The 21,561-nt window shown below is 69.3% G+C and carries 22 protein-coding genes; 9 read left to right on the top strand and 13 right to left on the bottom strand.

The window, feature by feature from the left end:
- Positions 1-54: 54 nt before the first annotated feature.
- Positions 55-1,419 (top strand): purine-cytosine permease family protein, encoded by a 1,365-nt coding sequence (locus tag L942_RS32790; protein ID WP_037367759.1) that lies wholly within the window; start codon positions 55-57, stop codon positions 1,417-1,419.
- Here the strand turns inward: L942_RS32790 and L942_RS32785 are convergent.
- From L942_RS32785 to L942_RS32765, 5 genes are read right to left on the bottom strand one after another with little or no spacing between them, the layout of a single operon-like run.
- Positions 1,388-2,260 (bottom strand): hypothetical protein, encoded by an 873-nt coding sequence (locus L942_RS32785; protein WP_037367756.1) that lies wholly within the window; start codon positions 2,258-2,260, stop codon positions 1,388-1,390. The two genes, L942_RS32790 and L942_RS32785, sit on opposite strands and share 32 nt — an antisense overlap.
- Positions 2,260-4,743: an Hsp70 family protein gene (locus L942_RS32780; RefSeq protein WP_037367755.1), complete on the bottom strand. Its 2,484-nt coding sequence runs from the start codon at positions 4,741-4,743 to the stop codon at positions 2,260-2,262. Before L942_RS32780 ends, L942_RS32785 begins: the two co-directional genes overlap by 1 nt.
- Positions 4,736-5,236, bottom strand: a complete 501-nt coding sequence (locus L942_RS32775; RefSeq protein WP_037367753.1) for a hypothetical protein — start codon at positions 5,234-5,236, stop codon at positions 4,736-4,738. The genes L942_RS32780 and L942_RS32775 overlap by 8 nt, the downstream gene beginning before the upstream one ends.
- Positions 5,236-6,579 carry a hypothetical protein gene (locus L942_RS32770; RefSeq protein ID WP_037367751.1) on the bottom strand — a complete coding sequence of 448 codons (1,344 nt, stop codon included), beginning with the start codon at positions 6,577-6,579 and terminating at the stop codon, positions 5,236-5,238. The genes L942_RS32775 and L942_RS32770 overlap by 1 nt, the downstream gene beginning before the upstream one ends.
- A gap of 50 nt (positions 6,580-6,629) precedes the next feature.
- On the bottom strand, positions 6,630-7,667 hold the full coding sequence (locus L942_RS32765) for a LacI family DNA-binding transcriptional regulator (RefSeq protein WP_081655331.1): 1,038 nt from the start codon (positions 7,665-7,667) through the stop codon (positions 6,630-6,632).
- Between the two features lie 199 nt (positions 7,668-7,866).
- Between L942_RS32765 and L942_RS32760 the strand changes: the two genes are divergently transcribed.
- The 5 genes from L942_RS32760 (at position 7,867) to L942_RS32740 (ending at position 12,718) form a co-directional block, all read left to right on the top strand.
- Complete coding sequence (locus L942_RS32760; protein WP_440201353.1) at positions 7,867-9,120, top strand: ABC transporter substrate-binding protein; 1,254 nt, start codon at positions 7,867-7,869, stop codon at positions 9,118-9,120.
- Between the two features lie 2 nt (positions 9,121-9,122).
- Positions 9,123-10,103 carry a carbohydrate ABC transporter permease gene (locus L942_RS32755; RefSeq protein ID WP_037367748.1) on the top strand — a complete coding sequence of 327 codons (981 nt, stop codon included), beginning with the start codon at positions 9,123-9,125 and terminating at the stop codon, positions 10,101-10,103.
- Positions 10,104-10,105: 2 nt separating this feature from the next.
- A complete protein-coding gene (locus tag L942_RS32750) occupies positions 10,106-10,954 on the top strand; it encodes a carbohydrate ABC transporter permease (RefSeq protein ID WP_051166409.1) in 849 nt (282 codons plus the stop codon).
- A 2-nt stretch (positions 10,955-10,956) separates the two neighbouring features.
- A complete protein-coding gene (locus tag L942_RS32745) occupies positions 10,957-12,339 on the top strand; it encodes a GH1 family beta-glucosidase (protein WP_037367744.1) in 1,383 nt (460 codons plus the stop codon).
- 145 nt (positions 12,340-12,484) lie between these two features.
- Positions 12,485-12,718, top strand: coding sequence for a hypothetical protein (locus L942_RS32740; RefSeq protein WP_037367742.1), 234 nt, complete (start codon positions 12,485-12,487; stop codon positions 12,716-12,718).
- 598 nt (positions 12,719-13,316) lie between these two features.
- On the opposite strand, the gene L942_RS32730 is transcribed toward L942_RS32740, so the two are convergent.
- On the bottom strand, positions 13,317-14,165 hold the full coding sequence (locus L942_RS32730; RefSeq protein WP_037367738.1) for an ion transporter: 849 nt from the start codon (positions 14,163-14,165) through the stop codon (positions 13,317-13,319).
- Between the two features lie 879 nt (positions 14,166-15,044).
- Here L942_RS32730 and L942_RS44795 point away from each other — a divergent pair.
- Positions 15,045-15,182, top strand: a complete 138-nt coding sequence (locus tag L942_RS44795) for a hypothetical protein (RefSeq protein WP_162472760.1) — start codon at positions 15,045-15,047, stop codon at positions 15,180-15,182.
- A gap of 24 nt (positions 15,183-15,206) precedes the next feature.
- Here L942_RS44795 and L942_RS32725 read toward each other — a convergent pair whose 3' ends face one another.
- From L942_RS32725 to L942_RS32695, 7 genes are all read right to left on the bottom strand, one after another.
- On the bottom strand, positions 15,207-15,743 hold the full coding sequence (locus L942_RS32725) for a M15 family metallopeptidase (RefSeq protein WP_037367735.1): 537 nt from the start codon (positions 15,741-15,743) through the stop codon (positions 15,207-15,209).
- A gap of 84 nt (positions 15,744-15,827) precedes the next feature.
- A complete protein-coding gene (locus L942_RS32720; RefSeq protein WP_037367733.1) occupies positions 15,828-16,625 on the bottom strand; it encodes a family 1 encapsulin nanocompartment shell protein in 798 nt (265 codons plus the stop codon).
- Positions 16,622-17,653 (bottom strand): Dyp-type peroxidase, encoded by a 1,032-nt coding sequence (locus L942_RS32715; protein WP_037367731.1) that lies wholly within the window; start codon positions 17,651-17,653, stop codon positions 16,622-16,624. Before L942_RS32715 ends, L942_RS32720 begins: the two co-directional genes overlap by 4 nt.
- Before the next feature lie 139 nt (positions 17,654-17,792).
- Positions 17,793-18,524: an SDR family oxidoreductase gene (locus tag L942_RS32710; RefSeq protein WP_037367729.1), complete on the bottom strand. Its 732-nt coding sequence runs from the start codon at positions 18,522-18,524 to the stop codon at positions 17,793-17,795.
- A gap of 9 nt (positions 18,525-18,533) precedes the next feature.
- Positions 18,534-18,902 (bottom strand): DUF1707 SHOCT-like domain-containing protein, encoded by a 369-nt coding sequence (locus L942_RS32705; RefSeq protein ID WP_037367728.1) that lies wholly within the window; start codon positions 18,900-18,902, stop codon positions 18,534-18,536.
- Positions 18,899-19,468 carry a phosphatase PAP2 family protein gene (locus L942_RS32700; protein ID WP_037367727.1) on the bottom strand — a complete coding sequence of 190 codons (570 nt, stop codon included), beginning with the start codon at positions 19,466-19,468 and terminating at the stop codon, positions 18,899-18,901. The genes L942_RS32705 and L942_RS32700 overlap by 4 nt, the downstream gene beginning before the upstream one ends.
- Positions 19,465-20,067, bottom strand: coding sequence for a DedA family protein (locus tag L942_RS32695; RefSeq protein WP_037367726.1), 603 nt, complete (start codon positions 20,065-20,067; stop codon positions 19,465-19,467). The genes L942_RS32700 and L942_RS32695 overlap by 4 nt, the downstream gene beginning before the upstream one ends.
- Positions 20,068-20,157: 90 nt before the next feature.
- Here L942_RS32695 and L942_RS32690 point away from each other — a divergent pair, with 90 nt between their 5' ends.
- Positions 20,158-20,535 (top strand): BlaI/MecI/CopY family transcriptional regulator, encoded by a 378-nt coding sequence (locus tag L942_RS32690; RefSeq protein ID WP_037367724.1) that lies wholly within the window; start codon positions 20,158-20,160, stop codon positions 20,533-20,535.
- A 3-nt stretch (positions 20,536-20,538) separates the two neighbouring features.
- The gene (locus tag L942_RS32685) at positions 20,539-21,537 is read left to right on the top strand and encodes a M56 family metallopeptidase (protein WP_037367723.1); all 999 of its coding nucleotides are present in this window, start codon (positions 20,539-20,541) and stop codon (positions 21,535-21,537) included.
- Positions 21,538-21,561: the final 24 nt, after the last annotated feature.

Genomic DNA, 21,561 nt, shown 5'->3' with positions numbered 1-21,561 from the left:
GCGCTGACGTTGAGTTCGTCCAGCGCATTCACCGAAGAACGGCAGGAGGGGCACGTGGCGGCCACCTTGGAGCGACGCTCGATCGACCCGGTGCCGGAGTCCGAGCGACACGGGCACCCGCGCAGCCTGTTCACCTTGTGGTTCGCCGCGAACACGCAGATCACGTCCGCGGTCACCGGCGCGCTGACCGTGCTGGTCGGCGTGCATCCGCTGTGGGCGCTCGTCGCGGTCGTGGCGGGCAACGCGCTAGGCGGCATTCCGATGGCGCTGCACGCCGCGCAGGGGCCGAAGCTCGGCATCCCGCAGATGATCCAGTCGCGCGCGCAGTTCGGCGTGTACGGGGCGGCGCTTCCGCTGGTGCTGGTCGTGGTGATGTACCTCGGCTACTTCGCGAGCGGTTCGCTGCTCGGCGGCCAGGCGGTCGCCCAGATCACGCATCTGCCGACGGACGCCGCGATCGCGGTCTACGCCCTCGCCTCGGCGCTGATCGCGATCGTCGGATACCGGCTGATCCACCGGTTCGGCTGGATCGCGTCCGCGCTGTCCGTGGTCGTCTTCCTCTACTTGACCATCCGGCTGATCAGCGGGCACGACCTCGGCGCCGTGCTCGCCGCGCCGCACCTGGACTTCCCGAAGTTCCTGCTCGCGGTGTCGCTGACCGCGTCGTGGCAGCTCACCTTCGGCCCGTACGTCGCGGACACCTCGCGCTACCTGCCGTCAGCGACGTCCGTGCGCGCGACGTTCTGGTGGACGTACGGCGGCACGGTGCTCGGTGCGGTGTGGGCGATGTCGTTCGGTGCGCTGGCGTACGCCATTGCCGGGAAGGCGTTCAAGGGGCACGAAGTCGCGTACGTCGTCGGCCTCGGCGGCGAAGCGTTGCTGATCCCGTTGCTGCTGGCCATCGCGCTCGGCAAGTTCACGGTGAACGTGCTGAACATCTACGGCGGTTACATGACCGTCGCGACCGCGCTGACCGGTTTCGGTCGCCGCGCGGCGCTCTCGCAGGCCACGCGGATCGGGTACATCGCCGGCGTCGGTGTGGCCGGAGCAGTGATCGCCATTCTCGGCCGCGGCCAGTTCCTGTCGAACTTCGTGCTGTTCCTCGACTTCCTGCTGTACTTCCTCACGCCGTGGAGTTCGATCAACCTGGTCGACTTCTACCTGCTGCGCAAGGAGAAGTACGACCTCGACGCGCTCTACGACCCGAACGGCCGCTACGGCCGCTGGGCGTGGCCCGCACTGGCCGCCTACGTGCTCGGCATCGCGGTCCAGATCCCGTTCGCCAACGTGGAGGGCATCTTCGTCGGCCCGATCGCACCCCTGCTCGGCGGCGCGGACATCTCGTGGCTGCTCGGCCTCATCGTGCCTGGTGCGCTGTACGTGGCGTTCATGCGCCGGACGGCCGTACTTCGAGGGTGACCGTCCGGGCCGAGTTCGCGCCTTGGTCCGCGCTGGCGACGGCGAACGCGGTCAACGGCAGTCCGCTCGCTCCGGCCAGCATCCGGGCCGCGGAAGCCGCGCGGGCCAAGGAGACTGTCGAGCCGCCGCTCGCGGGACCGCCGGGGACCGCAACGCCGTGCCCGATTACGGTGACCCGAATGGACTGTCCTTTCAGGACACGCGCCCACTCCGTCAATGCCGTTCGCCCGGACTCGTTCGGACTTGTCGCGTTAGGACCGAACAGCCTGCGGTCGAAGCTGACCGTGACCGCGTCGGTGCCTGCCTTGGTGGTGACGCCCGGTGCCGCCAAGGCTTTCGCTAAATCGGTCAGCCTCTCCTGCCGTTCCTTCGCAACAGTGGCGTCGCGGGATTGCGCACTACGCAGGCGATCCAGTTCCGCCCGGTGGCCATCGTCCGATTTGGCCGCCGAAACGACCGGCGGCGACGAATGGCGGGATGTCAGCACCACCCCGCCCGTGATCGCGCCGCCGACCACGAGCACGGCCCCGGCAGTCAGCAGGTACCGCCGGATCGGCCGCCGACGCAACCGTCCGGAGTGGACTTTCGCGATCACCCGGCGTCCCGCCTCCGCGGCTGGATCGCCCGGCCGCAATGCCAGCACGGCCGCCCACGCCGCGTCCGCCGCGGCGAGATCACCGGCCTGCGCGTGGACGCGGGCCAGCAGATCGAGCCGCGCGGGGTCGCCCGCCGAGTCCGGTTCCAGGAGCGCGACAGCCGCCTCGTAGTCCCCGCGACGGGCGAGGTCGGCACCCTCGGCGAGGACGAGTTCCCGTTCCAGCGCCTGCGAAAGCCCGCTCATCACCGCTCCCCGCGAAGAATGCCGCCGCCCGGCTGGCCCGGCCGATCGTCCGGGAGCAGGCGACGCAACCGGCGGTTGACGTCCGGCAGCGCGACCCAGTTCGACGTCGCGATCGCGTGCTCGCCCTCGCGGATCAGTTCCCGGGCACGAGCCGGGTCGGTCATCGTGTCGCGCGAAGCCCGCAGCGCGTTGAATACCTCCAAATCCAGCGACCCGTCCCGGCGCAACAGCAGCACCTGCAGGTCCAGCACCCGTTCGGACAGCCGCTCGCCCGCCTCGACGTCGCGGGATTCCTCGATGGCCGCGTACCGGCGCTCGATCTCGGCCAGTTCGGCGCGGTCCTCGTCCGCGCCCACCCGGTCGACCAGCTCCCGGCAGTGGCCGAGCTGGTCCCGCAGCCGTTCCAGCACCTCGGGAACGCGCAGCTCCGCCTCGATGTCGTCGAGGTCCGCCTGCACGTCGCGCATCCGCCGTTCCGCGGCGACCGCAGCCCCCTCGTCGGTGCTGCCGGACCGCACCTCTTCCCGGACCGCCGCGACGCTGCCCTGCTCGTCCAGCTTGTGCAACAGCCCGCGCGCCCGGTCCGACCGGGTCCCCTCGACCAGCGTCCGCACCTGTTCGTGCCGCGCTTCCAGTTCGTTCAGCAGCCGCCGCAGCGTCTGCGGGTCCGGCACGTGCTGCTGTTTGAGGTCGATGACCGCCTCGAACTCGTTGTCCAGCAACGGAACCTCGGCCACCACGGACACCCGCCGCGAATCGTCCATCTCGAAGGTCATCACGACCTCGCTGCCGCGCGGCAGGTCGAACCGCACGTCCTTGGCCCGGATCTCGATCACGCCCACCTGCTGGTTCCGCTCGCCGCGGCGGCGTTCGCCCTCCGCGACCGGGATCCGGATCACCGAGGAGGTGTTGCCGCGCTGGAGGGTCGCGGTGGTGAAGAACGTTTGCCGTTTCGCCGCCGGCAACGGCGAGTTCTTCATCAGCATGGGAGTGAAGGATCCGTCGGCCTCGGTCAGCCCGACCGTGTTGACCACCGTCTGGCCCATCATTTCGTTGAGCTGGTGGGTGATCGTGAGCGAGTCCGGCCGCACCGGAACGCGCGTACCGGTCGCGTCGAGCAGCTCGATTTCGAAGCGGTTCGCGCTCAGCTCGTCGAGTACCGCGTCGACAGTGAAGGTGCCGTCCGCGGAAAGCGAGACTTCGGAGGTCCGATAGCTCGGCCTCCGCTGCGGCGCGCTGAGCGCGATGCGGAACCTGGCCCAGTCTGCCGGACCGTCCGTCGAACAGCGGCCGGACACCGGCACCCTCGGCAGGCTGGTGGTGGCCGGATAGGACAGTTCCAGCGAGTACTCCCCGCGCTTCGCCGGGCGTACGGTTCGCGGGCGCGCCACTGTTCCGGCATACGCGGCCGCACCGCGCGCCACTACCGTGCTCGGGTCCTGACTGTGGTCGAGCGGAATGCCGAGGCCGGCCGACGGATCGGCCAACAATTCGCGCAGGCCCGGGGAGAGCGTCGGGCCGCCGACGAGGAGCAGCCGGTCGATGTCCGCCGGGCGCAGATTCGCCGACCCCAACGCGGTCCGGCACAACTGCACCGCGCGGAGGTAGAACGGTCGCGCCAGCTGGTCGACCTGGTCGCGGCGCAGGGTGTATTCGAACATCTCTTCCTCGCCGTCACCGCGGTCGAGGTCGAGCAGCACCTGAGTCTGTTCTGCCTGGGAGAGCTGGATTTTCGCGGTCTCGGCGGCGCTGCGCAGCCGGGCGAAGTTCCGTCGCCAGCGCGGATTGTCCCGATGGAACTCGCGGAAACCGAGCTGCCGGGCCGCCTCCGGCGCGAGCACCTGGTCCAGCACTGCCTGATCGATGTTGCGTCCGCCGAGGTGGGTGTCGCCCGCGTGGTGCAGCACGCTCAGTTCCCCCTCGACGGTGCTGACCACCGCGGAGTCGAAGGTCCCGCCGCCGAGGTCGAACACCATCCAGTGCGCGCCTTTGCTCTCGTTCTGGAAGCCGAACGCGAACGCCGCCGCGGTCGGTTCCTGCAGCAGCGGGCAGTTCCCGGTGAACCCGGCCAGTTTCGCGGCTTCCTGCGTCGCTTCGGTCTGGTTGAGCAAGAACGCCGCGGGCACGGTGATCACCGCCGCGTCCGGCATTTCGCCGGCAACGGAGCCGCGCAACGTCCGCAGCACTTCCGCGGACAGTTCCACCGGCGTCATGCTGACGCCGGCTTTCGGGAATTCCCGCTTCGCGTCCGGCAGCCCCATGGACTGCTTGAATTCGATCTGCACGCTGTCCGGGTCGTCCTCGAGCCGGCGCCGCGCCCCGGCGCCGACCTCGATCACGCCGCGTTTGCGGATCCAGACCGCGGACGGCGTGTAATCCATCTGCGCGTTGTTCTTGATCACCGACACCGCGCCGGCCTCCAGCACGGCGATCGCGCTGTTCGTGGTGCCGAGGTCGATTCCGAAATCGATCGTGTCACGCATCCGCTTCCCCGTTCTCCCGGGCGGCCGGGCGCCCGACGATGACCTGTCCCATCTGGATCCGGCGGCCGGTCAGGTAAATCGACGGCCGCACGGTCTCCACCACCCGCTCGACGTCCAGGTCCGGTTCGTCCTGGAACAACAGCACCTCGAGCGCCATCCCGAAGCCGAACGGAATCCGGTCGTGGTCCTGCACGAGCACCCCGGCCGCGTCGAGCGCGTCCTGGCTCGCGCTGAGGAACCGGCCCGCCTGCCGCGCCACCCGGTCCTCGACCCCGGCGAGCTTGCGCCGCGCCCGCCACAACGCTGTCGCCGCTTCCGCCAAGTCCGCTTCGGACAGTGACGGCGCATTGTCCGTTGTGGCCAAGACGGCGGAAAGTTGGTGAAGCGCCTCGCGAAGCCGAGCGCGTTCCTCTTCCCGCAGGCCAGGTTCGGCGATCCGGAACTCCTTGTGCTGTCTGCGTTGCCGCGCTTCTTCGCTCCGCCGGTCTCGCATCACAAGCCCCTCTTCACCCGAACGAACGGAGCGACGTACAACAGCACCACCGCTACGACAATGGCCAGCCAATACGGCAGCTCGACCGGACTGAGCCCGAGGTAGACCACCACGTCCAGCCCCAGCAAAGCCGGATATCGCCTTGGGCTGGTCCACGGCCGTGCCGCGACGAGGCAGTTCGTCAACGCGCCCGGAACCGCGCCGAGAAACATGCTCGCCGGAAACACCTCTTCCGGAAGCTTCAACGCCAGGAACACCGTCGCCGCCACCGCGTGCAGCAACGCGCCGAAAACCCGAGCCGCGGAGGGTTCCTTCCTCGGTGGCGGACTCGGTACATACGCCGTGGCTGCGATCTCGTTGCGCGCCACTGCTTCCAGGGTCACCGGGTCACGGCTGTACCGCCGGGCGACCGCGAACACCTCTCGGATCAGACTCGTCGACCCGCCCCTCAACTCGGCCAGCGCGACCCCGATGTTGTTCGCCACCACCGCGATCGACTCGGCAAGCGACGCCGTCCGGCGGAATTCCTCCCGCGGCACCACCTCTTCGAGCCGGTCGAACAGCGGCTCGACCTCCTCGACAGCCCGCTCCGCAGCCGCCCGCACCCGGTTGCCGTCCAGATCGCCCCGAAGGTCTTTGAGCAACGCCTCGATCCGCCGGTAAGTCCCGTCGGCAATCGCCGACCGCGCGTCCTCGACCGTGTGCCGGTCCGCCCCGAACAACGCGAGATACCCGGTGAACCGCCGCGGCTCGGCCGACCTCGTGGCCACTTCGATCAACGGTGCGAGCACCGCGTCCGGCAACGCGGTGCGCAGTCCGTCCACAGTAGATTCGTCAAGCCGCCGATCGCCCAGCTTCTCGACCCGGTGGTTCAGATGCCGCCAGAACGATTCGCTCCGCAGAACCACCGCCCAGCACCGCGCGGCTTCAGTCCACAGTGGAGTGGGATGGTCGTCGGTGCGGTCGGCTTCCGCGTCGAGAGCCGCCGCGTAGGCCGCGACCGCGTTGTCGTGCTTGCGGTGCAATTGGAGCGGACACCCGCAGTCGGCGGGCAGGCCCCAGATCCAGAAGATCTCGTCGACGAACCGGTGTTCGGTGTTGCCGAGCGCGTCGAAGGCCGCCCGCACCTCGTCGACAGTCGCGTCCGCGGGCACCCCTTCCGGCGCCGCGCCGCCGACTTCGAGCACCCCCAGGACTCGAAGACGCCGCTCCCGCACCTCCCGCCGCGTCGCGGTCGTGGTGAGCCCGACGATCCGGAACGGGTTGCGCCGGTACAGCTCGGGCGTCGAGACCTCCCGCACCCGCGCGGCGGCGGCCCGGCCGCGCCCCTCGTTCGCTCCCATGCCGGGGAAGGTAAGGCGACCCGGCCGGGAGGGGTCCCAGGCCGACCGGCCTAGCTGGGCTGACTGGACTCGCGGACGACCAGCGAGACCGGCAGGATCTGCGCACCCGGCGGGACGTCCTCTCCGTCCAGCAGCCGCATCAGCGTCGAGACCATCGCGTGGACCTGTTCGCGCGGATCCTGATGCACCGAGGTCAACGGCGGGGTCATCGTCGGGGCTAGCGCGGCGTTGTCGTCGAAGCTGACCACCGCGACATCGCCGGGCACGTCGCGGCCGGCGTCCGAAAGCGTGCGCAGCGCACCCACCGCCATCATGTCGCTGCCGACGAACACCGCGTCCAGGTCCGGCGCCCGCTCCAGCAGCGCGGCCATTGCTTTCGCGCCGCCGGCCAGGGTGAAGTCGGCTTCCTCGGCCAGGCCGGACGGGTCGATCCCGGCGTCCTCGAGTGTTTTGCGCCAGCCGGCGAGCCGGTCGATCGGCGCGCCCTGATCCTGCGGTCCGGCGATCGTCGCGATCCGGCGGCGGCCGGATTCCACCAGGTGCGTCACCGCCTGCCGGGCCCCGCCCTCGTTGTCGAAGTCGACCAGGTGCACGCCCCGGCGCAGATCGGCGGCCTGCCCGCCGAACACCGTCGGCAGCTTGAGCAGCCGCAGCGCCCGGGGCAGCGGATCGGCGCGGTGCGGAGCGAAGACGAGGACGCCGTCGACGTGCCCGCCCTCGAGGAACCGCACGGTGCGCCCGAGGTCCTCTCGGGTGTCGCTGAAAAGCAGCACCATCTGGCAGCCAACGTCGGCCAGCTCCCGATAGCCCGCGCGCATCACCGCGGTCCGGTACGGATCGTCGAGGAGCCGCGCTTCCGGCTCCGACAGCACCACCGCGATCGCGCCGGTCCGCCGGGTGACGAGCGAGCGCGCGGCCTGATTCGGCGAATACCCGAGGTCCCGCGCGGCGGCCAGCACCTTCTCGCGCGAGCGCGCGCTGACGTACGCGTCGCCGTTCAGCGCCCGCGACGCGGTGGACCGCGACACCCCGGCGAACGCCGCGACGTCCTCCAGCGTCGGCCGTTCGTCCTCGGACCGAGGCACCACTTCGCCCACCCCCTGACAGTCGGTTGGGCCAGCTTAGCCGCGCTCTTCCGGGAGCGCTCCCGGAGACTGTGGCCTTGACATCCCTCGTTACCTGCAACACACTCGTGCGGCATCTGGGAGCGCTCCCAGAACGACTTCCAAGGGGTTGACGACGGTGACAACGTTCCGGAAGGGCCTGGTGCTGGCACTGGGCATCACGATGACCGCGGCGTGCGCCGCGGCGTGCGGCGGCGGCGATGGCGACGTGCCCGCGGCAGCCGGGCCGAACGAGCACGTGGAACTGACGCTCGCGACGTTCACGGAGTTCGGCTACGAGGCGCTCATCCCGGAGTACGAGCGGCTGCACCCGAACATCAAGATCACCCACCGCAAAACCGGGCAGGGCGGGCCGTACGCCCAGGACATGATGACCAAACTCGCGGCCGGTTCCGGTCTCGCCGACGTGCAGGCCGTCGAGGAAGGCCACCTGTCGGACATCCTCAGCAAGTCCTCGAAGTTCAACGACCTGAGCCAGATCGGCCCCTCGGACGTCACGCCGGACCGGTGGCTTTCGTGGAAATACGACGCGGGCAAAGACAAGAACGGCAAGCTCATCGGCTACGGCACGGACATCGGCCCGCTCGCCATGTGCTACCGCAAGGACCTGCTCGCCGCGGCCGGGCTGCCCAGCGACCCGGAGTCAGTGAAACCGCTGTTCGCGACGTGGGACAGCTATTTCGCGGCGGGCGCCCAGTACACCGCCAAAACCGGCAAGGCGTGGTTCGATTCGGCGGCGCAGAACTTCAACTCCATGGTCAACCAGCTTCCGGTCGGCTACCTCGACACCAACGACAAGCTCACCCTGGACAACAACCAAGGCATCAAGGACGCCTGGACGAAGGTGACCGACGCGGTCGCGAAGGGCGAATCGGCGAAACTCACCGCGTTCAGCAACGAATGGAACTCCGGGTTCAAGCAGAGCGCGTTCGCCACGAAGGCCTGCCCGGCGTGGATGCTCGGCGTGATCAAGGAGCAGGCCGGGCCGGACAACGCGGGCAAATGGGCGGTCACCGCGGCGTTTCCCGGCGGAGGCGGCAACTGGGGCGGTTCGTATCTGACGGTGCCGAAGCAGAGCAAGCACCCGCGGGAGGCCGCGGAGCTGGCCGCCTGGCTCACCGCGCCGGAGCAGCAGATCAAGGCGTTCGAGGCCAAGAGCAACTTCCCGAGCCAGACGAAGGCGCTGGAAAGCCCGCAGCTGCTGAACGCGACCGACGCGTACTTCGGCGGCGCGAAGATCGGCGAGCTGTTCGCCGAGCAGGCGAAGAAGGTGGCGAAGCCGCAGTACAAGGGCCCGAATGACGGCCAGATCCAGGAAAACGTAGCCAGCCCGGCACTGCAGTCGGTGGAACAGGGCGCCTCGGCCGCGGACGGCTGGCAGCGGCTGGTCGACGGCGCGAAGAAACTCGTCCACTGACGATGACTGTCACCGACAAGGTCACTCCAGAGAGCCGGGCCACGACGCGGCAGCAGGCCGCGCCGCGGCCCGGCCTGCGCGACCGGTTGGCGCGCTGGGACGTCAAAGTCTCGCCGTATCTCTACGTGGCGCCGTTCTTCATCGTGTTCGCCATCGCGGGCATGTTCCCGTTGCTGTACACCGCGTACGTCTCGCTGTTCCATTGGGAAGCCGGAGACGACAATCCCGATTTCATCGGCCTGGACAACTTCAAGGAACTGTTCGCCGACGCGCAGTTCTGGCACGCGCTGGAAAACACGGTCAGCATCTTCCTGCTGTCCAGCGTGCCCCAGCTGATCATCGCGGTGCTGCTCGCCGCGGTGCTCACGCTGCGGCTGCGCGGCGCGACCGGGTGGCGCGTCGGCATTCTGCTCCCCTACGCGGCCAGCCTGGTGGCACTCGGGATTATCTTCGCGAATCTCTTCGGGCCGCGGTACGGGCTGGTCAACGGCGTGCTCCAAACCCTCGGACTGTCCCCAGTGGACTGGCAGGCCAACCGGTTCGCCAGCCACGTCGCCATCGCGATCATGGTGAACTGGCGGTGGACCGGCTACAACGCGTTGATCGTTCTCGCGGCCATGCAAGCGATTCCGAAGGAATTGCACGAGGCCGCGCTCATCGACGGCGCGGGCGCCGTACGCCGGTTCACCCACGTGACGTTGCCGCTGCTCCGGCCCACGCTGATCTTCGTCGCCATCACCTCGACGATCGGCGGACTGCAGATCTTCACCGAGCCCAAACTGTTCGACGCGATGCCCGGGTCGAACAACGGCGGTTCCACCCATCAATTCCAGACCGTGACGCTGTATCTGTATCAGACCGCTTTCGAGAATTTCAATCTCGGCTACGCGTCCGCGATCGCGTGGGTGCTTTTCCTGATCATCGTCGTGATCGCGCTGATCAACTACTTCGTCACCGGACGGCTCGCGGGGAGGCGCGCATGAGCATGCAATCCACTTTGCGGGCGGGCGCGGCCCGGCTCGGCAAACCGCGCAAGGCGACTTACGGCGTGCTGGTCGTGTTCGTGCTCGGCTCACTGTTCCCGTTCTACTGGTCGTTCCTCGTGGCCAGCCGCGACAACGGAATGCTCACCGAACGGATTCCGCCGCTGCTGCCGGGCGGCAACTTCTTCGCCAACGCGGCCCGCGTTTTCGACACGGTTCCGTTCTGGCGGGCGCTGGCCAACAGCGTCATCGTGTCCGGCACGGTCACGCTCACCACGGTGCTGTTCTCGTCGCTGGCCGGATTCGCCTTCGCCAAATTGCGCTTCCGCGGCCGCAACGGTTTGTTCGTGTTCATCGTGGTGACGCTCGCGGTGCCGACCCAGCTCGGCATCATCCCGTTGTTCATCGCGATGTCGAAGCTCGGCTGGGCGGGCGGCCTGCAGTCGGTGATCGTGCCGAACCTGGTCACCGCGTTCGGCGTGTTCTGGATGCGGCAGTACACAGTGGACGCATTGCCGTACGAGCTGATCGAAGCCGCGCGCGTGGACGGCTGCAGCATGATCCGGGTCTTCTGGAACGTGTGCCTGCCCGCCGTCCGCCCGGCCGCGGCGATCCTCGCCATGTTCACGTTCATGACCTCCTGGAACGATTTCCTGTGGCCGCTGGTGGTGCTCGACGCGGGCAATCCGACCGTGCAGGTGGCGCTGGAGAAACTGCAGAGCGGCTACTACGTCGACTATTCGCTGGTGCTCGCCGGCACCACGCTGGCCACGATTCCGATCCTCATCGTCTTCCTCCTGCTCGGCCGCCAGATCGTGGCCGGGATCATGCAAGGCGCCGTGAAAGGGTGACCATGCCCGCACAGCCGATCCCCGACGTGCTCGCGTTCCCGGACGCGTTCGTCTGGGGCGCCGCCACGGCGGCCTTCCAGGTCGAAGGATCGACCACCTCCGACGGGCGCGAGACGTCCGTCTGGGACACCTTCGCCGCCCGCCCGGGCGCGGTGGCCCGCGGCGACACCGGCGATCCGGGGGCCGACCACTACCGCCGTTACGCCGAGGACGTGGACCTGATGCAGTCCCTCGGGCTCACCGCATACCGGTTTTCCCTTTCCTGGCCGCGAATCCTGCCGCACGGCAAACCGGAACCGCGCGGGCTCGCGTTCTACGACCGGCTCGTGGACCGGCTGCTGGCCGCGGGCATCCAGCCGTGGGCGACGCTGTATCACTGGGATCTTCCGCAGTCGCTGGAAGATCGCGGCGGCTGGACCGCGCGCGACACCGCCTACCGGTTCGCCGAATACGCCGAGACCATCGCGGCCCGGCTCGGCGATCGCGTGGCGAGCTGGTCGACGCTCAACGAACCGTGGTGCGCGGCGATGCTCGGCTATGGCTCCGGCGTCCACGCGCCCGGCCGGACATCGCCGGAAGGCGCCGTCGCCGCGGCGCACCACCTGCTGCTGGGGCACGGACTGGCGATGGACGTGCTCCGGCAGCACACGAGCAGCCCTTCCGGGATCACGCTGAACCTGTACCCGGTCGTCGCGGACTCCACCGACGACCTCGACGCCGATGCGGTCCGCCGGATCGACGGACTGCAGAACCGGTTGTTCCTCGACCCGCTGCTGCGCGGCGGCTACCCCGCTGACCTGCGCGAGGACCTGGCCCGGTTCGGCTTCGACACCGTGGTGCGCGACGGGGACGAGGCGGTGCTCGGCAAGCCGATCGACTGGCTGGGCGTGAACTACTACCGCGGCTACCGGGTGGCCGGTTCGCCGCGGCCGGGAAGCACCCCGGCGGGCCGGGAATGGCCGGGAGCCGACCAGGTGCACTTCGTCCCGGACCCGGCCGCGCCGCGCACCGACTCCGGCTGGGAGGTGCGTCCCGGCGGGCTGACCGAGTCGCTGCTGCAGGTGCATCGGGACTATCCGCCGGTGCCGTTGTACGTCACGGAGAACGGCGCGGCGTATCCGGACACGCTTCGCGACGGCGAGGTCTCCGACGACGACCGCATCGCTTTCCTCGACGCGCATCTGCGGGCCGCGCATGACGCGCTGGCGCACGGAGTCGATCTGCGCGGGTATTTCTACTGGTCGCTGCTGGACAATTTCGAATGGGCCGAGGGGTACGCGAAACGCTTCGGCCTGGTGCACGTCGACTACCGCACCCAGCAGCGCACGGTGAAGCGCAGCGCGCGGTGGTATGCGGAGGTGATCGCGCGCAACGCGCTCACCTGAGCCCGGAGTGACCTACTCCCGGGTTTCCTTGCCTCACCGGGAAAGAGTTTCGCTTCAGTTTTCGCGTCACGGGATCCGGGCGCGGCCGTCGGACCAGTGCCGGGGCCGCCCCGAACGGCCTCGCGAGCGGAGACTGGAGTGTCCGATGACGGTGCGGAGCCGGGTGGCCGACGAGGTCACCACGTGGCTGACCGGGGAATTCGCGGGCCGGGTGCCCGTCGAGGCGGTCAAGGTGGTGGTGCGGGCGGCCGGCCGCGACCTCGACGGCCGGGTGGTCCCGGACGAGCACGGCGACCTGCTCTACCGCGTGGCGCGCGCCCGGCTGGTGCGGATGCTGTCCGCACCGGACGAGCCGCGCATTCCGCGTTCCCGCCGGTGAGGCGGGGTTCCCCGGGCATTCGCGGCTGGGGAACCCCGGTTTCTCCGGTGGCCTGAGGTAACCGGGCGCGCGCCGACAGTGTTCGACGCGCGCCGGGAAGCGTTACGAGCCCGGGAGCACCCGGCTGCTCAGCGGCGCGTGGGACCGCTCCGGCGGCCACCAGACCTGCGCGGGCGGCGGGGGAACGTCATCGTCTGGGAGTTCGAGTGCGTCCGCGCCGCTCTGCCAGCGGTTCCAGTGCACGGCGCACAATCCGCGCCACAACGAATCCTCCGCACAGTCCCGCCGACGACACCTGCGTACCTGCTGCCCGCTATCAATCACGTCCACGACTCCAAACCGCGCTCAACCTCCCGCCGGTTCCAGTCTGCCTCGACTCCGGCGGGAACGCCTCGTACTCGCGCCAACACAACCCTTGTGCAGCAACGGAACGGGAGATCTCACCTTACTCCAGGCGCCCGTGCGCGCACCGCGCGACCACAGTGCACTCTTTCAGCGGTTGACGCTTCCGGCGGCGGGCAGTTAGCCGTGGATGTGCTGTGCCGCAACGGAGAGTGCGCGCCCGGCGGCGCACGGTAGATATGTCCACAATGGATGATCAAGGTCGCGGATGACTGGCGTCGTACTCGTGCGCGGCGGCGCGCTGAGTGCGGGTGCGCAGCAGCTTCTCGTCCGGCGAGTCGTCCACATCGGCCAGTCCGAGCGCGACGGCGCGGCGGATCTGCTCCCGGTTGTCGCGCACGACCGCGGAGAAGAAGTCGTCGATCCGCGGATCCAGGAGGACTTCCAGCAGCACCCGGAAGGACGTGTCGACGGTGGCGCGGACGATCTCGTCGTGGAACGGCAGCCGGCGCAGTTTGCCGAGCTGCGGGTCTTCGGAGATCTTCTCGGTGATGATGGCGCGCAGTTCGGTCTTGTTTTCGCTGAGGGATTTGGCGAGGTTCTCCGGGTAGTTCCCCGTTTCCAGCACCTTGACCACCTCGTCCAGGACCGCGATGGTCACCGGCTTTTTGATCGCGTGCACGATCGGTTCGGAGAGTTTGTCGACCAGGCGGTAGGTGAACTGCTCGCCCACCGCGCGGTCGGCCGCCCGGCCCAGGCGGACGATCAGCAGGATCACGCCGATGACATGGTGGTGCGCGGTGAAGGCCGGGTGCGCGACCGGGATCATCGCGAAGACTTCGTACCAGGTCCGGGCCAGGAAGGCGGCTCGCCAGGCCTGTTTGCGCCAGCGGTGGAGGAGCTCCAGGAAGAAGATGCCGCAGATGACGCAGTCGGCGAGGAAGAACCAGCGGCTGATGTCCGCCGGGGGCGGGCCGATCAGGAGCCAGGCCAGCATGCCGGTCGAGACGACGGCCAGGGCGAGCATGATCCAGTCGTCGGCCCGGACGTTGCCGGGGAGGATGCCGCTGTTGAGTTCGTCTGGGGCCGGACGGCCGGTGGTCATGGGTGGCTCCCTGGTGCCTGGGTTGTTGCCCTGGCGATGATCCCATGGGGGCGGGGTTGGGGCTGGGAGGTCGGTCTCTTCGGTGGTGGCGGCTCGTCGCCCGATGACGGCTCGTGCTTCGCACATTGCGCCCCGGGGGTTGCGTGGGGCACCCCGAAGCCCGAGTGTGCTGACGGTTCGGTGGTGCTTGTCAAGGCGGGAAAGATGCCTTGACAAGCACCACCGAACCGCAGGGAGGCTTCGTATCGGGGTGCAGGGCCTGGGCTGGGTGCCTCGATCGTTGGGTGCAACGGCGGCGGTTTCCGGGTTGGGTGCGCGGTTGCTTGGGCGTGTTCGCCGCGGTTCGGGACCCGGCCGCGCCGGATGTCTCGATCGTCGGGTGCAACGGCGGCGGTTCCGCGCCGGGTGCGTGGTTGCTTGGGCGTGTTGGCTGCGGTTCGGGACCCGGCCGCGCCTAGTGCATCGGCGGCGGTTTCGGGCTGGGTGCGTGGTTGGTTGGGCGTACGGGTGCAGGCCTACGGCTGAGCGCTTTGCCTGCTGGGCGTGCTGAGGCTCTGGGGGCGGGGCTGGGTTCGGCGGGTTGGCGAGTTGAGCAGGCAAGCTGCGGTTTCGCGACGGGACTGGCGAGTTGGCTGCGTGCGCGGCGTCTGCGTTGCGCGGGCTTGACCCAAATGCGGCGTTCGGTGCGCCTGACGAGCCCAACGTGGCATGGGGGCGAGGTCACTGCGGCGGGCGGTTCGTGAAGGGCTCCTTGAGGGAATCCAAGTCCGTGAAGGAGCCCCTCACGGAGGGCTACGGAACCGGTTCACCCGGGGCTTTCGAGTCCGACATCTTGACACCAAACACCCGCTGCAGCAGGCTCTCCCCGACGCCGCCGCGATGGTCGCCGGCGACCAGGTCTGGACCGATACGCTCTGGAAGTACCTGGCGGGCAACCCTTATGGCGACACCTACTACGGCGAAACCATCAAACTGCTCGTCTACCTGGTGATGTCCGGCAACTACTGGGCCCCGTGACCGCGGACCTGCCCGCGCGGACGGCTAACCAGCGGCGTCCGTGCGGGCGGGCGGGCACTTCCCGCCTGAGGTGGTCAGCAGTTCGAAGTGCCACATCTCGTTCGCGTACACCTGGCACAGGCCGTATTTCTCCCCGTGCTGAATGAGCCAGTCCGCGGCTCGGGTGGGCGCGACATCGACGGCTTTGCCGGACACGTGCGTTGATTTCTCCGGCGTGTTCACGAACTTCCGCGCCTCTTCCAGGCTGCCGTGCTTTTCGATGCCGTCCTCGAGCAGCTTCTGCTGATACTCCTTCGTTCGCCAGCCCGACGCGATGCGAATGTCCACTTTGCGCTGCCGAGCGTCGGTTGCCGCTTCCTGCAACGCTTTCCGCAAGGCCGGATCGAGATTGCCGACCGCCGGGTAGTTCGTGTCGAACGGCGTCAGCGTGACGCCTTCCGGGACACCGCCCTGAGCCGGGTCGTGGTCCGGGTCGCCGTCGAGCGTCGGCAGACCAGAGCACCCGGCGGCGACCAGCGCGGGAAGCAGAAACAGCGCGGCTTTGATCTTGTTCTGCGGCACGCCGCAACTATCGCGAGCGGGTATCCCCGGAACGTTCGGCGAATGTCCGCGCCGCGTAACAGGACCGCATGATCAGGTAACGCCTCAGGCGGTCAGCCCGATCCCCGCTTCCGCGGTGTTGACCAGGAAGGTCAGCGTCTCGTAGAAGTACAGCTCCACAGTGGACGCGTCGTGGCTGGAGTACCCGATGGACAGATCCTGTCCGAAGTGGAGTTCGTAGTCGCCGCCGCGCGTAGACAGCACGCAGGCACCGTTGATCGCGGGCGTGCGGATGAGTTCGCCGTCCACGATCTGCTTCAGGTGTTCCAGCACCGGATAACCGTGGTTGGCCGCCTCGTACGCGGCGGTGAACTCGTCGTCGCTCAGCAGGACGGTGTACGGCCCGGCCACGCCCGCGTCGCGCAGTTCCGCGATCGCGTCGCCGATGGCCTTCGGGTAGCCCGGGGCCTCCGGCGGCAGCGCGATCGGCGAGAGCGACGACGCCGGGCGGATCCCGGTGATGCCCGCCTCGGCGAAACCGTCGAGCACGATTCGGTCCTCGGCGTACGCGATCTGCTGCGCGGCGTCCTTCACCGGCTGCCAGTCCGCGTCCTTCGCGCCCCACTCGACCGAATCGACTTCCTCGCGCGACACCGTGAACGGCACCCGCAGCTCCACGATCCGCTGCGCCGTGCGCAAGCTCGTCGCGACACCGTCGAACTTCCCGCCGACGCGTTCGCGGCGCCCGGTGCCGACGGCGGCGAGCGTCGGGTCACCGGCGACGACGACGTCGACCACCCGGCGCGCCGCGGCGAACTCGGCGAACGTGCGCTTCGCCTCCTCCTCCAGGTCCGCCCACGCGGCGGCGGAGATCGGGGCGAGTTCGCGGTGCAGGTTGTTCATGACCGAGTGCTCCTTCGCAGGCTTCCGATGCCCAGCGACGACCCGGCGGGCGTCGCGGCAGCCGGCGGTTCCGGCTCGGGCGGGGCGGCGTTGGGATCTTCCAGGAAGTCCGCGGTCGGCACGTAGAACAGCGCGCCGGTGTGCGGCGTGGAGAAGTCGAGAATGCGGTCGTACGTGCCCCGCGGCGAACCGACGAACATGTTCTCCAGCATTTTCTCGATCACCGCCGGAGATTTGGTGTAGCCGATGAAATAGGTGCCGAACTCGTCGTGCCCGGGACGGCCGAACGGCATGTTGTCGCGCAGGATGTCGAGTTCGTTGCCCTCGTCGTCGGTGATCACGTTGAGCGCGACGTGCGCGTTGGCCGGCTTTTCCTCGTCCGGCATCTCCACATCGGACAGTTTGCGCCGCCCGATCACCAGCTCCTGCTGTTCGGTGGTGAGCGCGTTCCACGCCCGCATGTCGTGCAGGTACTTCTGCACGACGACGTAACTGCCGCGGTTGAACGGCCCGTCGTCGTCCACCAGCACCGCCTGGTTGACGCCCTTGCCGGTCGGATTCTCCGTGCCGTCGACGAAGCCGAGCACGTCGCGCGCGTCGAAGTACCGGAAGCCCTGCACCTCGTCGAGCACCCGCACCGACCCGCGCAGCCGGTCCATGATCAGCGATTCCAGCTCGAAACACAGGTCGAGCCGGTCGGCGCGGAGGTGGAACAGCAGGTCGGCCCCGGCGGTGACGACGCTCGTGTGCTTCTCGCCGGAGAAGACCGGCAGCTCGTGCAGTTCCGCCGGCCGCGGATCGCCGTATATCCGGTCCCAGGCCGCGGACGAGATCCCGGCGACACAGGTGAGCCCGGCCCCGGCGTCGCGGAAACCGACCGCGCGCTGCAGTCCGGCGAGGTCGGCGAGGAGGTCTTTCGCGGTCTGCTCGGCCCCGGCCTCGACCTGGACCATCAGGAAGATCGCCGCCTTGGTCAACGGCGCGGAAACGGCCTGCGGCTCAGGCGGCTCAAGGTCCCCCGCTTGCACGCTCGCGCACCCCTTCTCGCCCGGTGACCGTCCGAGCGCATCCTAACCACGGATCGGGGGCGGCACCCGGCATCGCCACTCCGCAGGGGTAACCGAGTGGCGCGGCACAAGCGATCTTGTCCGCCTCGACAAGGGCCGGTCAGAACTGACCGCCGCCCGCGTGCACCGTCTGGCCGGTGACCCAGCGGGCCTGGTGCGACGCCAGGAAACCGACGATGTCCGCGATGTCGCCGGGTTCGGCGATCCGGCCGAGCGGGGTCTGTTTCGCGCTGTACTCGACCACGCCCGGAGGACCGTCCGCGAGGAGCGCCTCGGTGCGGACCGCGCCCGGGAGCACGCTGTTCACCGTCACGCCGCGCGGGCCGAGTTCCTTCGCCAGCACGCGCACGAACTGGTCTCCGGCTGCCTTCGCGGCGCCGTAGAGCCCGGTGCCGGGCCGGGCCGTCTGGACCACTCCGCTCGACACCACGACGATCCGGCCGCCGTCGCGCACTCGCCGGGCCGCCTCGCGCAAGGCGACGAAGGTGGGCCGCAAGTTCGTGGCGAAGATCAGGTCGAAGACCTCGTCGGAGGATTCGGCGAGCGGCACGAACCGGGCGATCCCGACGTTGGCGACGACCACGTCGAGACCGCCGAATTCCTGTTCCGTTCGATCGAAAAGGCCGCGCAGCTGAGCGTCGTCGGTGACGTCCGCGCGCAGTGCGACCGCCTCCCCGCCGTCCGCCTGGATCTTGGCGACGACGGCCTCGGCGGAGTCCTGATCGGCGCGGTAGTTGACCGCGACGGAAAACCCGTCCGCGCCCAGCCGTTCCGCGATCGCCCTGCCGATCCCGCGCGAACTCCCGGTGACCAAAGCCGCTTTTCTCCGCACAGCGGCACTCTAGTGGTGCCCGAAGTGGTGTCCCTCATCGGCGAAGCCGTGCGCGGCAAGGAAAACCATCAGCGCCACCGCGAACATCAGCAGAATTCCGACCGCGAGTTTCCGTCGCGGTGCCGCGGCTCCGAATTCCGTCACCAGCTGGTGCCCGGCCAGCAGAAGCAGCGGCTGCCAGCGGGCCCGCGGCGCGGGTGCGGGCAGGTCCGCGACCACCGCGTCCAGCTCGTGCCGGTACTGCGCGGAGTAAACGGCCGTGACCCGTTCCTCCACCTCGGCGAGGGTCAGCCGCCCCTCGCCCGCCGCGTTGTTCAGGTGTTTCGTCGTCTGCTCGCGTTCGGCGTCGGAGCAGCGGACAGGCCGATCTTCAGTCATGCTTTCCTCCCGGATACGGCTGGAAGCAACCGAACCGCCAGCTTGGCGAGCGGTTCGCGGACCACGAGCCCAAGCGCACCGACCGCGGCGCCGACCACGAATCCCGCGAGCACGTCGTGCGGGTAATGCGCCCCGACGTACACCCGCGAAATCCCCATCAGCACCGCGAAAACGAGCGCCCAGAGCCCCCATTTGCGGTTCACCAGCACCAACGCCACCGCGAACGCCGCGACGATGACCGTGTGGTTGCTGGGGAACGCGTAGTCGGTCGGCGGGTCGCACGGCAACAGCGTGTGCACGCCCGGCACCACGCGACACGGCCGGACCTCGGCGAACACCGACTTCAGCACGGTGTCCACGGCGATCGCCACCGCCATCGCGATCGGCACCCACGCCGCGGCCGCCAACGCCGCCGGGCCGCGCGTGCGGGCCCGCCAGAGCAGCGCGAGGATCACCGGCACCACCAGGAACACCCCGTACTCGCTGAACGTCGTGACGATTCCGGCCAGCCAGTGCTGTGACCAGGCGAAATTCGTGACGTCGCGATACCAGCCAGCGTCGATCATCGCGTCGCCCTCTTCCGCGCGCGGACGAGTTCGACCAGCAGCGGGCTCAGCGAAAGCAGCACCACCACGGCGATGATCGGCAGCAGGTAGGTGTCGATGTTGGGCACCGACGCGCCCAGCGCGTACCCGGCTAGGGTCACCCCGACCGTCCACAGCAGACCGCCGACCACCTGCCACAACGCGAATTTCGCGGCGGGCATCCCGGCGATGCCGACGAGCGGGTTCAGCACGGTCCGGACCACCGGGATGAACCGCGCCAGCACCACGGCCTTGCCGAGTCCGTAGCGGGTGAGCAGCGCCGACCCGCGTGCGACCCCCTCGTGCAGGTGCTTGCTGCGCACCCGCACGAGCAGCGCGCCGCCGCCGCGCCGGCCGAGGACGTATCCGGCCTGGGCGCCGAGCAGTGCTCCGGCCGCCGCGGCGACGATCACCGCCGGGAGGGACAGGTGCAGCTTCGCCGAGGCGGCCAGCACCCCCGCGGTGAACAAGAGCGAGTCACCGGGCAGGAAGAAGCCCACGAGCAGACCGGTCTCGGCGAACATCACCGCGAAGACGCCGAGCGGGCCGAACGTGGCCAGCAGCCACTTCGGGTCGAGCATGCCCACCTCCAACTACTACACAACTGTCGAAATTCTACATGAACGTAGTAGTGAGCCGGGCCGCTTCGACAAACAGGTAGAATTTGGACCATGCGCAATGGACGGGGCGAGAGCGTGCGGCGGGCTCCCGGCGAGCTGGAGGCCGAGGTGCTCGCGGTGCTGTGGGAAGCCGACGAGCCGATGTCGGCCACCGCGGTGCAGGAGCGGATCGGCGGCGGGCTGGCCTACACCACCGTCGTCACGATCCTGTCCCGGCTGTTCGACAAGGGCGTGGCGACCCGGGAGAAGCAGGGCCGCTCGTTCACCTACCGCGCCGTCGACGACGAACCCGGGCTCGCCGCCCGCCGGATGAGCAAGGTGCTCGACGCCGAGGCGGACCGCTCCAGCGTGCTGGCGAAATTCGTGTCGAACCTGTCCGAATCGGACGAGGCGGTGCTGCGCGACCTGCTGCGGCAGAACGGCGGCTGACCCGTGAACCTCGACCTGCTCGTTCCCCTGCTGCTGCCACTGGCGTCCTGGCCGGTCGCGCGCTGGGTCGCACCCCGGCTGTCGCCGCGGCTGGGCAGCTGGCTGCTCGCCGGATCCTCGCTGGTGCTGGCCATCGGCAGCACGGCGACGCTCGCGGTGCTCGCCGCCGCGGGTCTGGCGCAGTTGCCACTGGTCGGCGAGCTGGGCGATTTCTCCGCGGTCGCGTTCCACGGGGCCGACGCGGTGAACCTGCCACTCGCCATCGTCTGCGGGGTCGTGCTCGTCGTCGCTGGAGTCGCGTTGGCCCGGACGGCGACGCAGCACGTGCGCTGGCACCGGAAGGTGCACGCCGAGTTGGACACGCACACTCGCGAGGCTGGCGTCGTTCTGCTGCCGGGCGAGGAACCGGTCGCGTTCGCGGTGGCGGGAGGCGGCGGCCGGATCGCGGTGTCCAGCGGGATGCTCTCGGCGCTGGAGCCATCGGAGCGTCGCGCGCTGCTGGCACACGAAACCGCGCATCTGCGCCTGCGGCACCACGTTTTCGCCGCGATCGTGACGGTCGCGACCACGGTCAACCCGGTGTTGCGTCCGCTCGGCTCGGCGGCTCGGTTCGCGCTGGAACGCTGGGCGGACGAAGCGGCCGCGGACCGCGTCGGCGATCGGAAGCTGGTAGCCACGGCGGTCGCGAAAGCCGCGCTGGCGAGCCGGGCGCAGCCGTCGCTCGCCCTTGCCGCGACCGGTGGGCCGGTGCCGCAACGCGTGCGTGCGCTGCTTTCCGCTCCGTCGTCGGGTTCGCGGCGAAATCCGCTCGCGGCGGTGGCCGTGGCGGTCGTGCTCGGTGCGTGCGCGTGGTCAGCGGCCAGCACGCTCGACGCGGCGACTGATCTGCACTCCGGGCTCGAGACCGCGCAGCACGCCGCTTGCGTGCTCGCGCAGGGGCCCCACGGCGAATCCACGCTCCCGGCATTCCGCCACGAGCACCGGGACTGCACCGAGCGCTGAGCGCCACGCTCCCGGCGCGGCCGC

The organism is Amycolatopsis orientalis DSM 43388, from assembly GCF_000411975.1.
In the GTDB taxonomy this organism is placed as follows: Bacteria; Actinomycetota; Actinomycetes; order Mycobacteriales; family Pseudonocardiaceae; genus Amycolatopsis; species Amycolatopsis orientalis_D.
Note: the sequence above shows the minus strand (reverse complement) of the source record. Positions and strands in the feature narration are given on the sequence as shown.

Excerpts from the sequence above, each read along its gene's own strand:
- L942_RS32785 (WP_037367756.1), bottom strand. The coding sequence starts at position 2,260 with ATGAGCGGGCTTTCGCAGGCGCTGGAACGGGAACTCGTCCTCGCCGAG.
- L942_RS32780 (WP_037367755.1), bottom strand. The coding sequence starts at position 4,743 with ATGCGTGACACGATCGATTTCGGAATCGACCTCGGCACCACGAACAGC.
- L942_RS32775 (WP_037367753.1), bottom strand. The coding sequence starts at position 5,236 with ATGCGAGACCGGCGGAGCGAAGAAGCGCGGCAACGCAGACAGCACAAG.
- L942_RS32770 (WP_037367751.1), bottom strand. The coding sequence starts at position 6,579 with ATGGGAGCGAACGAGGGGCGCGGCCGGGCCGCCGCCGCGCGGGTGCGG.
- L942_RS32760 (WP_440201353.1), top strand. The coding sequence starts at position 7,867 with ATGACCGCGGCGTGCGCCGCGGCGTGCGGCGGCGGCGATGGCGACGTG.
- L942_RS32755 (WP_037367748.1), top strand. The coding sequence starts at position 9,123 with ATGACTGTCACCGACAAGGTCACTCCAGAGAGCCGGGCCACGACGCGG.
- L942_RS32750 (WP_051166409.1), top strand. The coding sequence starts at position 10,106 with ATGCAATCCACTTTGCGGGCGGGCGCGGCCCGGCTCGGCAAACCGCGC.
- L942_RS32745 (WP_037367744.1), top strand. The coding sequence starts at position 10,957 with ATGCCCGCACAGCCGATCCCCGACGTGCTCGCGTTCCCGGACGCGTTC.
- L942_RS32740 (WP_037367742.1), top strand. The coding sequence starts at position 12,485 with ATGACGGTGCGGAGCCGGGTGGCCGACGAGGTCACCACGTGGCTGACC.
- L942_RS32730 (WP_037367738.1), bottom strand. The coding sequence starts at position 14,165 with ATGACCACCGGCCGTCCGGCCCCAGACGAACTCAACAGCGGCATCCTC.
- L942_RS44795 (WP_162472760.1), top strand. The coding sequence starts at position 15,045 with ATGGTCGCCGGCGACCAGGTCTGGACCGATACGCTCTGGAAGTACCTG.
- L942_RS32720 (WP_037367733.1), bottom strand. The coding sequence starts at position 16,625 with ATGAACAACCTGCACCGCGAACTCGCCCCGATCTCCGCCGCCGCGTGG.
- L942_RS32705 (WP_037367728.1), bottom strand. The coding sequence starts at position 18,902 with ATGACTGAAGATCGGCCTGTCCGCTGCTCCGACGCCGAACGCGAGCAG.
- L942_RS32700 (WP_037367727.1), bottom strand. The coding sequence starts at position 19,468 with ATGATCGACGCTGGCTGGTATCGCGACGTCACGAATTTCGCCTGGTCA.
- L942_RS32695 (WP_037367726.1), bottom strand. The coding sequence starts at position 20,067 with ATGCTCGACCCGAAGTGGCTGCTGGCCACGTTCGGCCCGCTCGGCGTC.
- L942_RS32690 (WP_037367724.1), top strand. The coding sequence starts at position 20,158 with ATGCGCAATGGACGGGGCGAGAGCGTGCGGCGGGCTCCCGGCGAGCTG.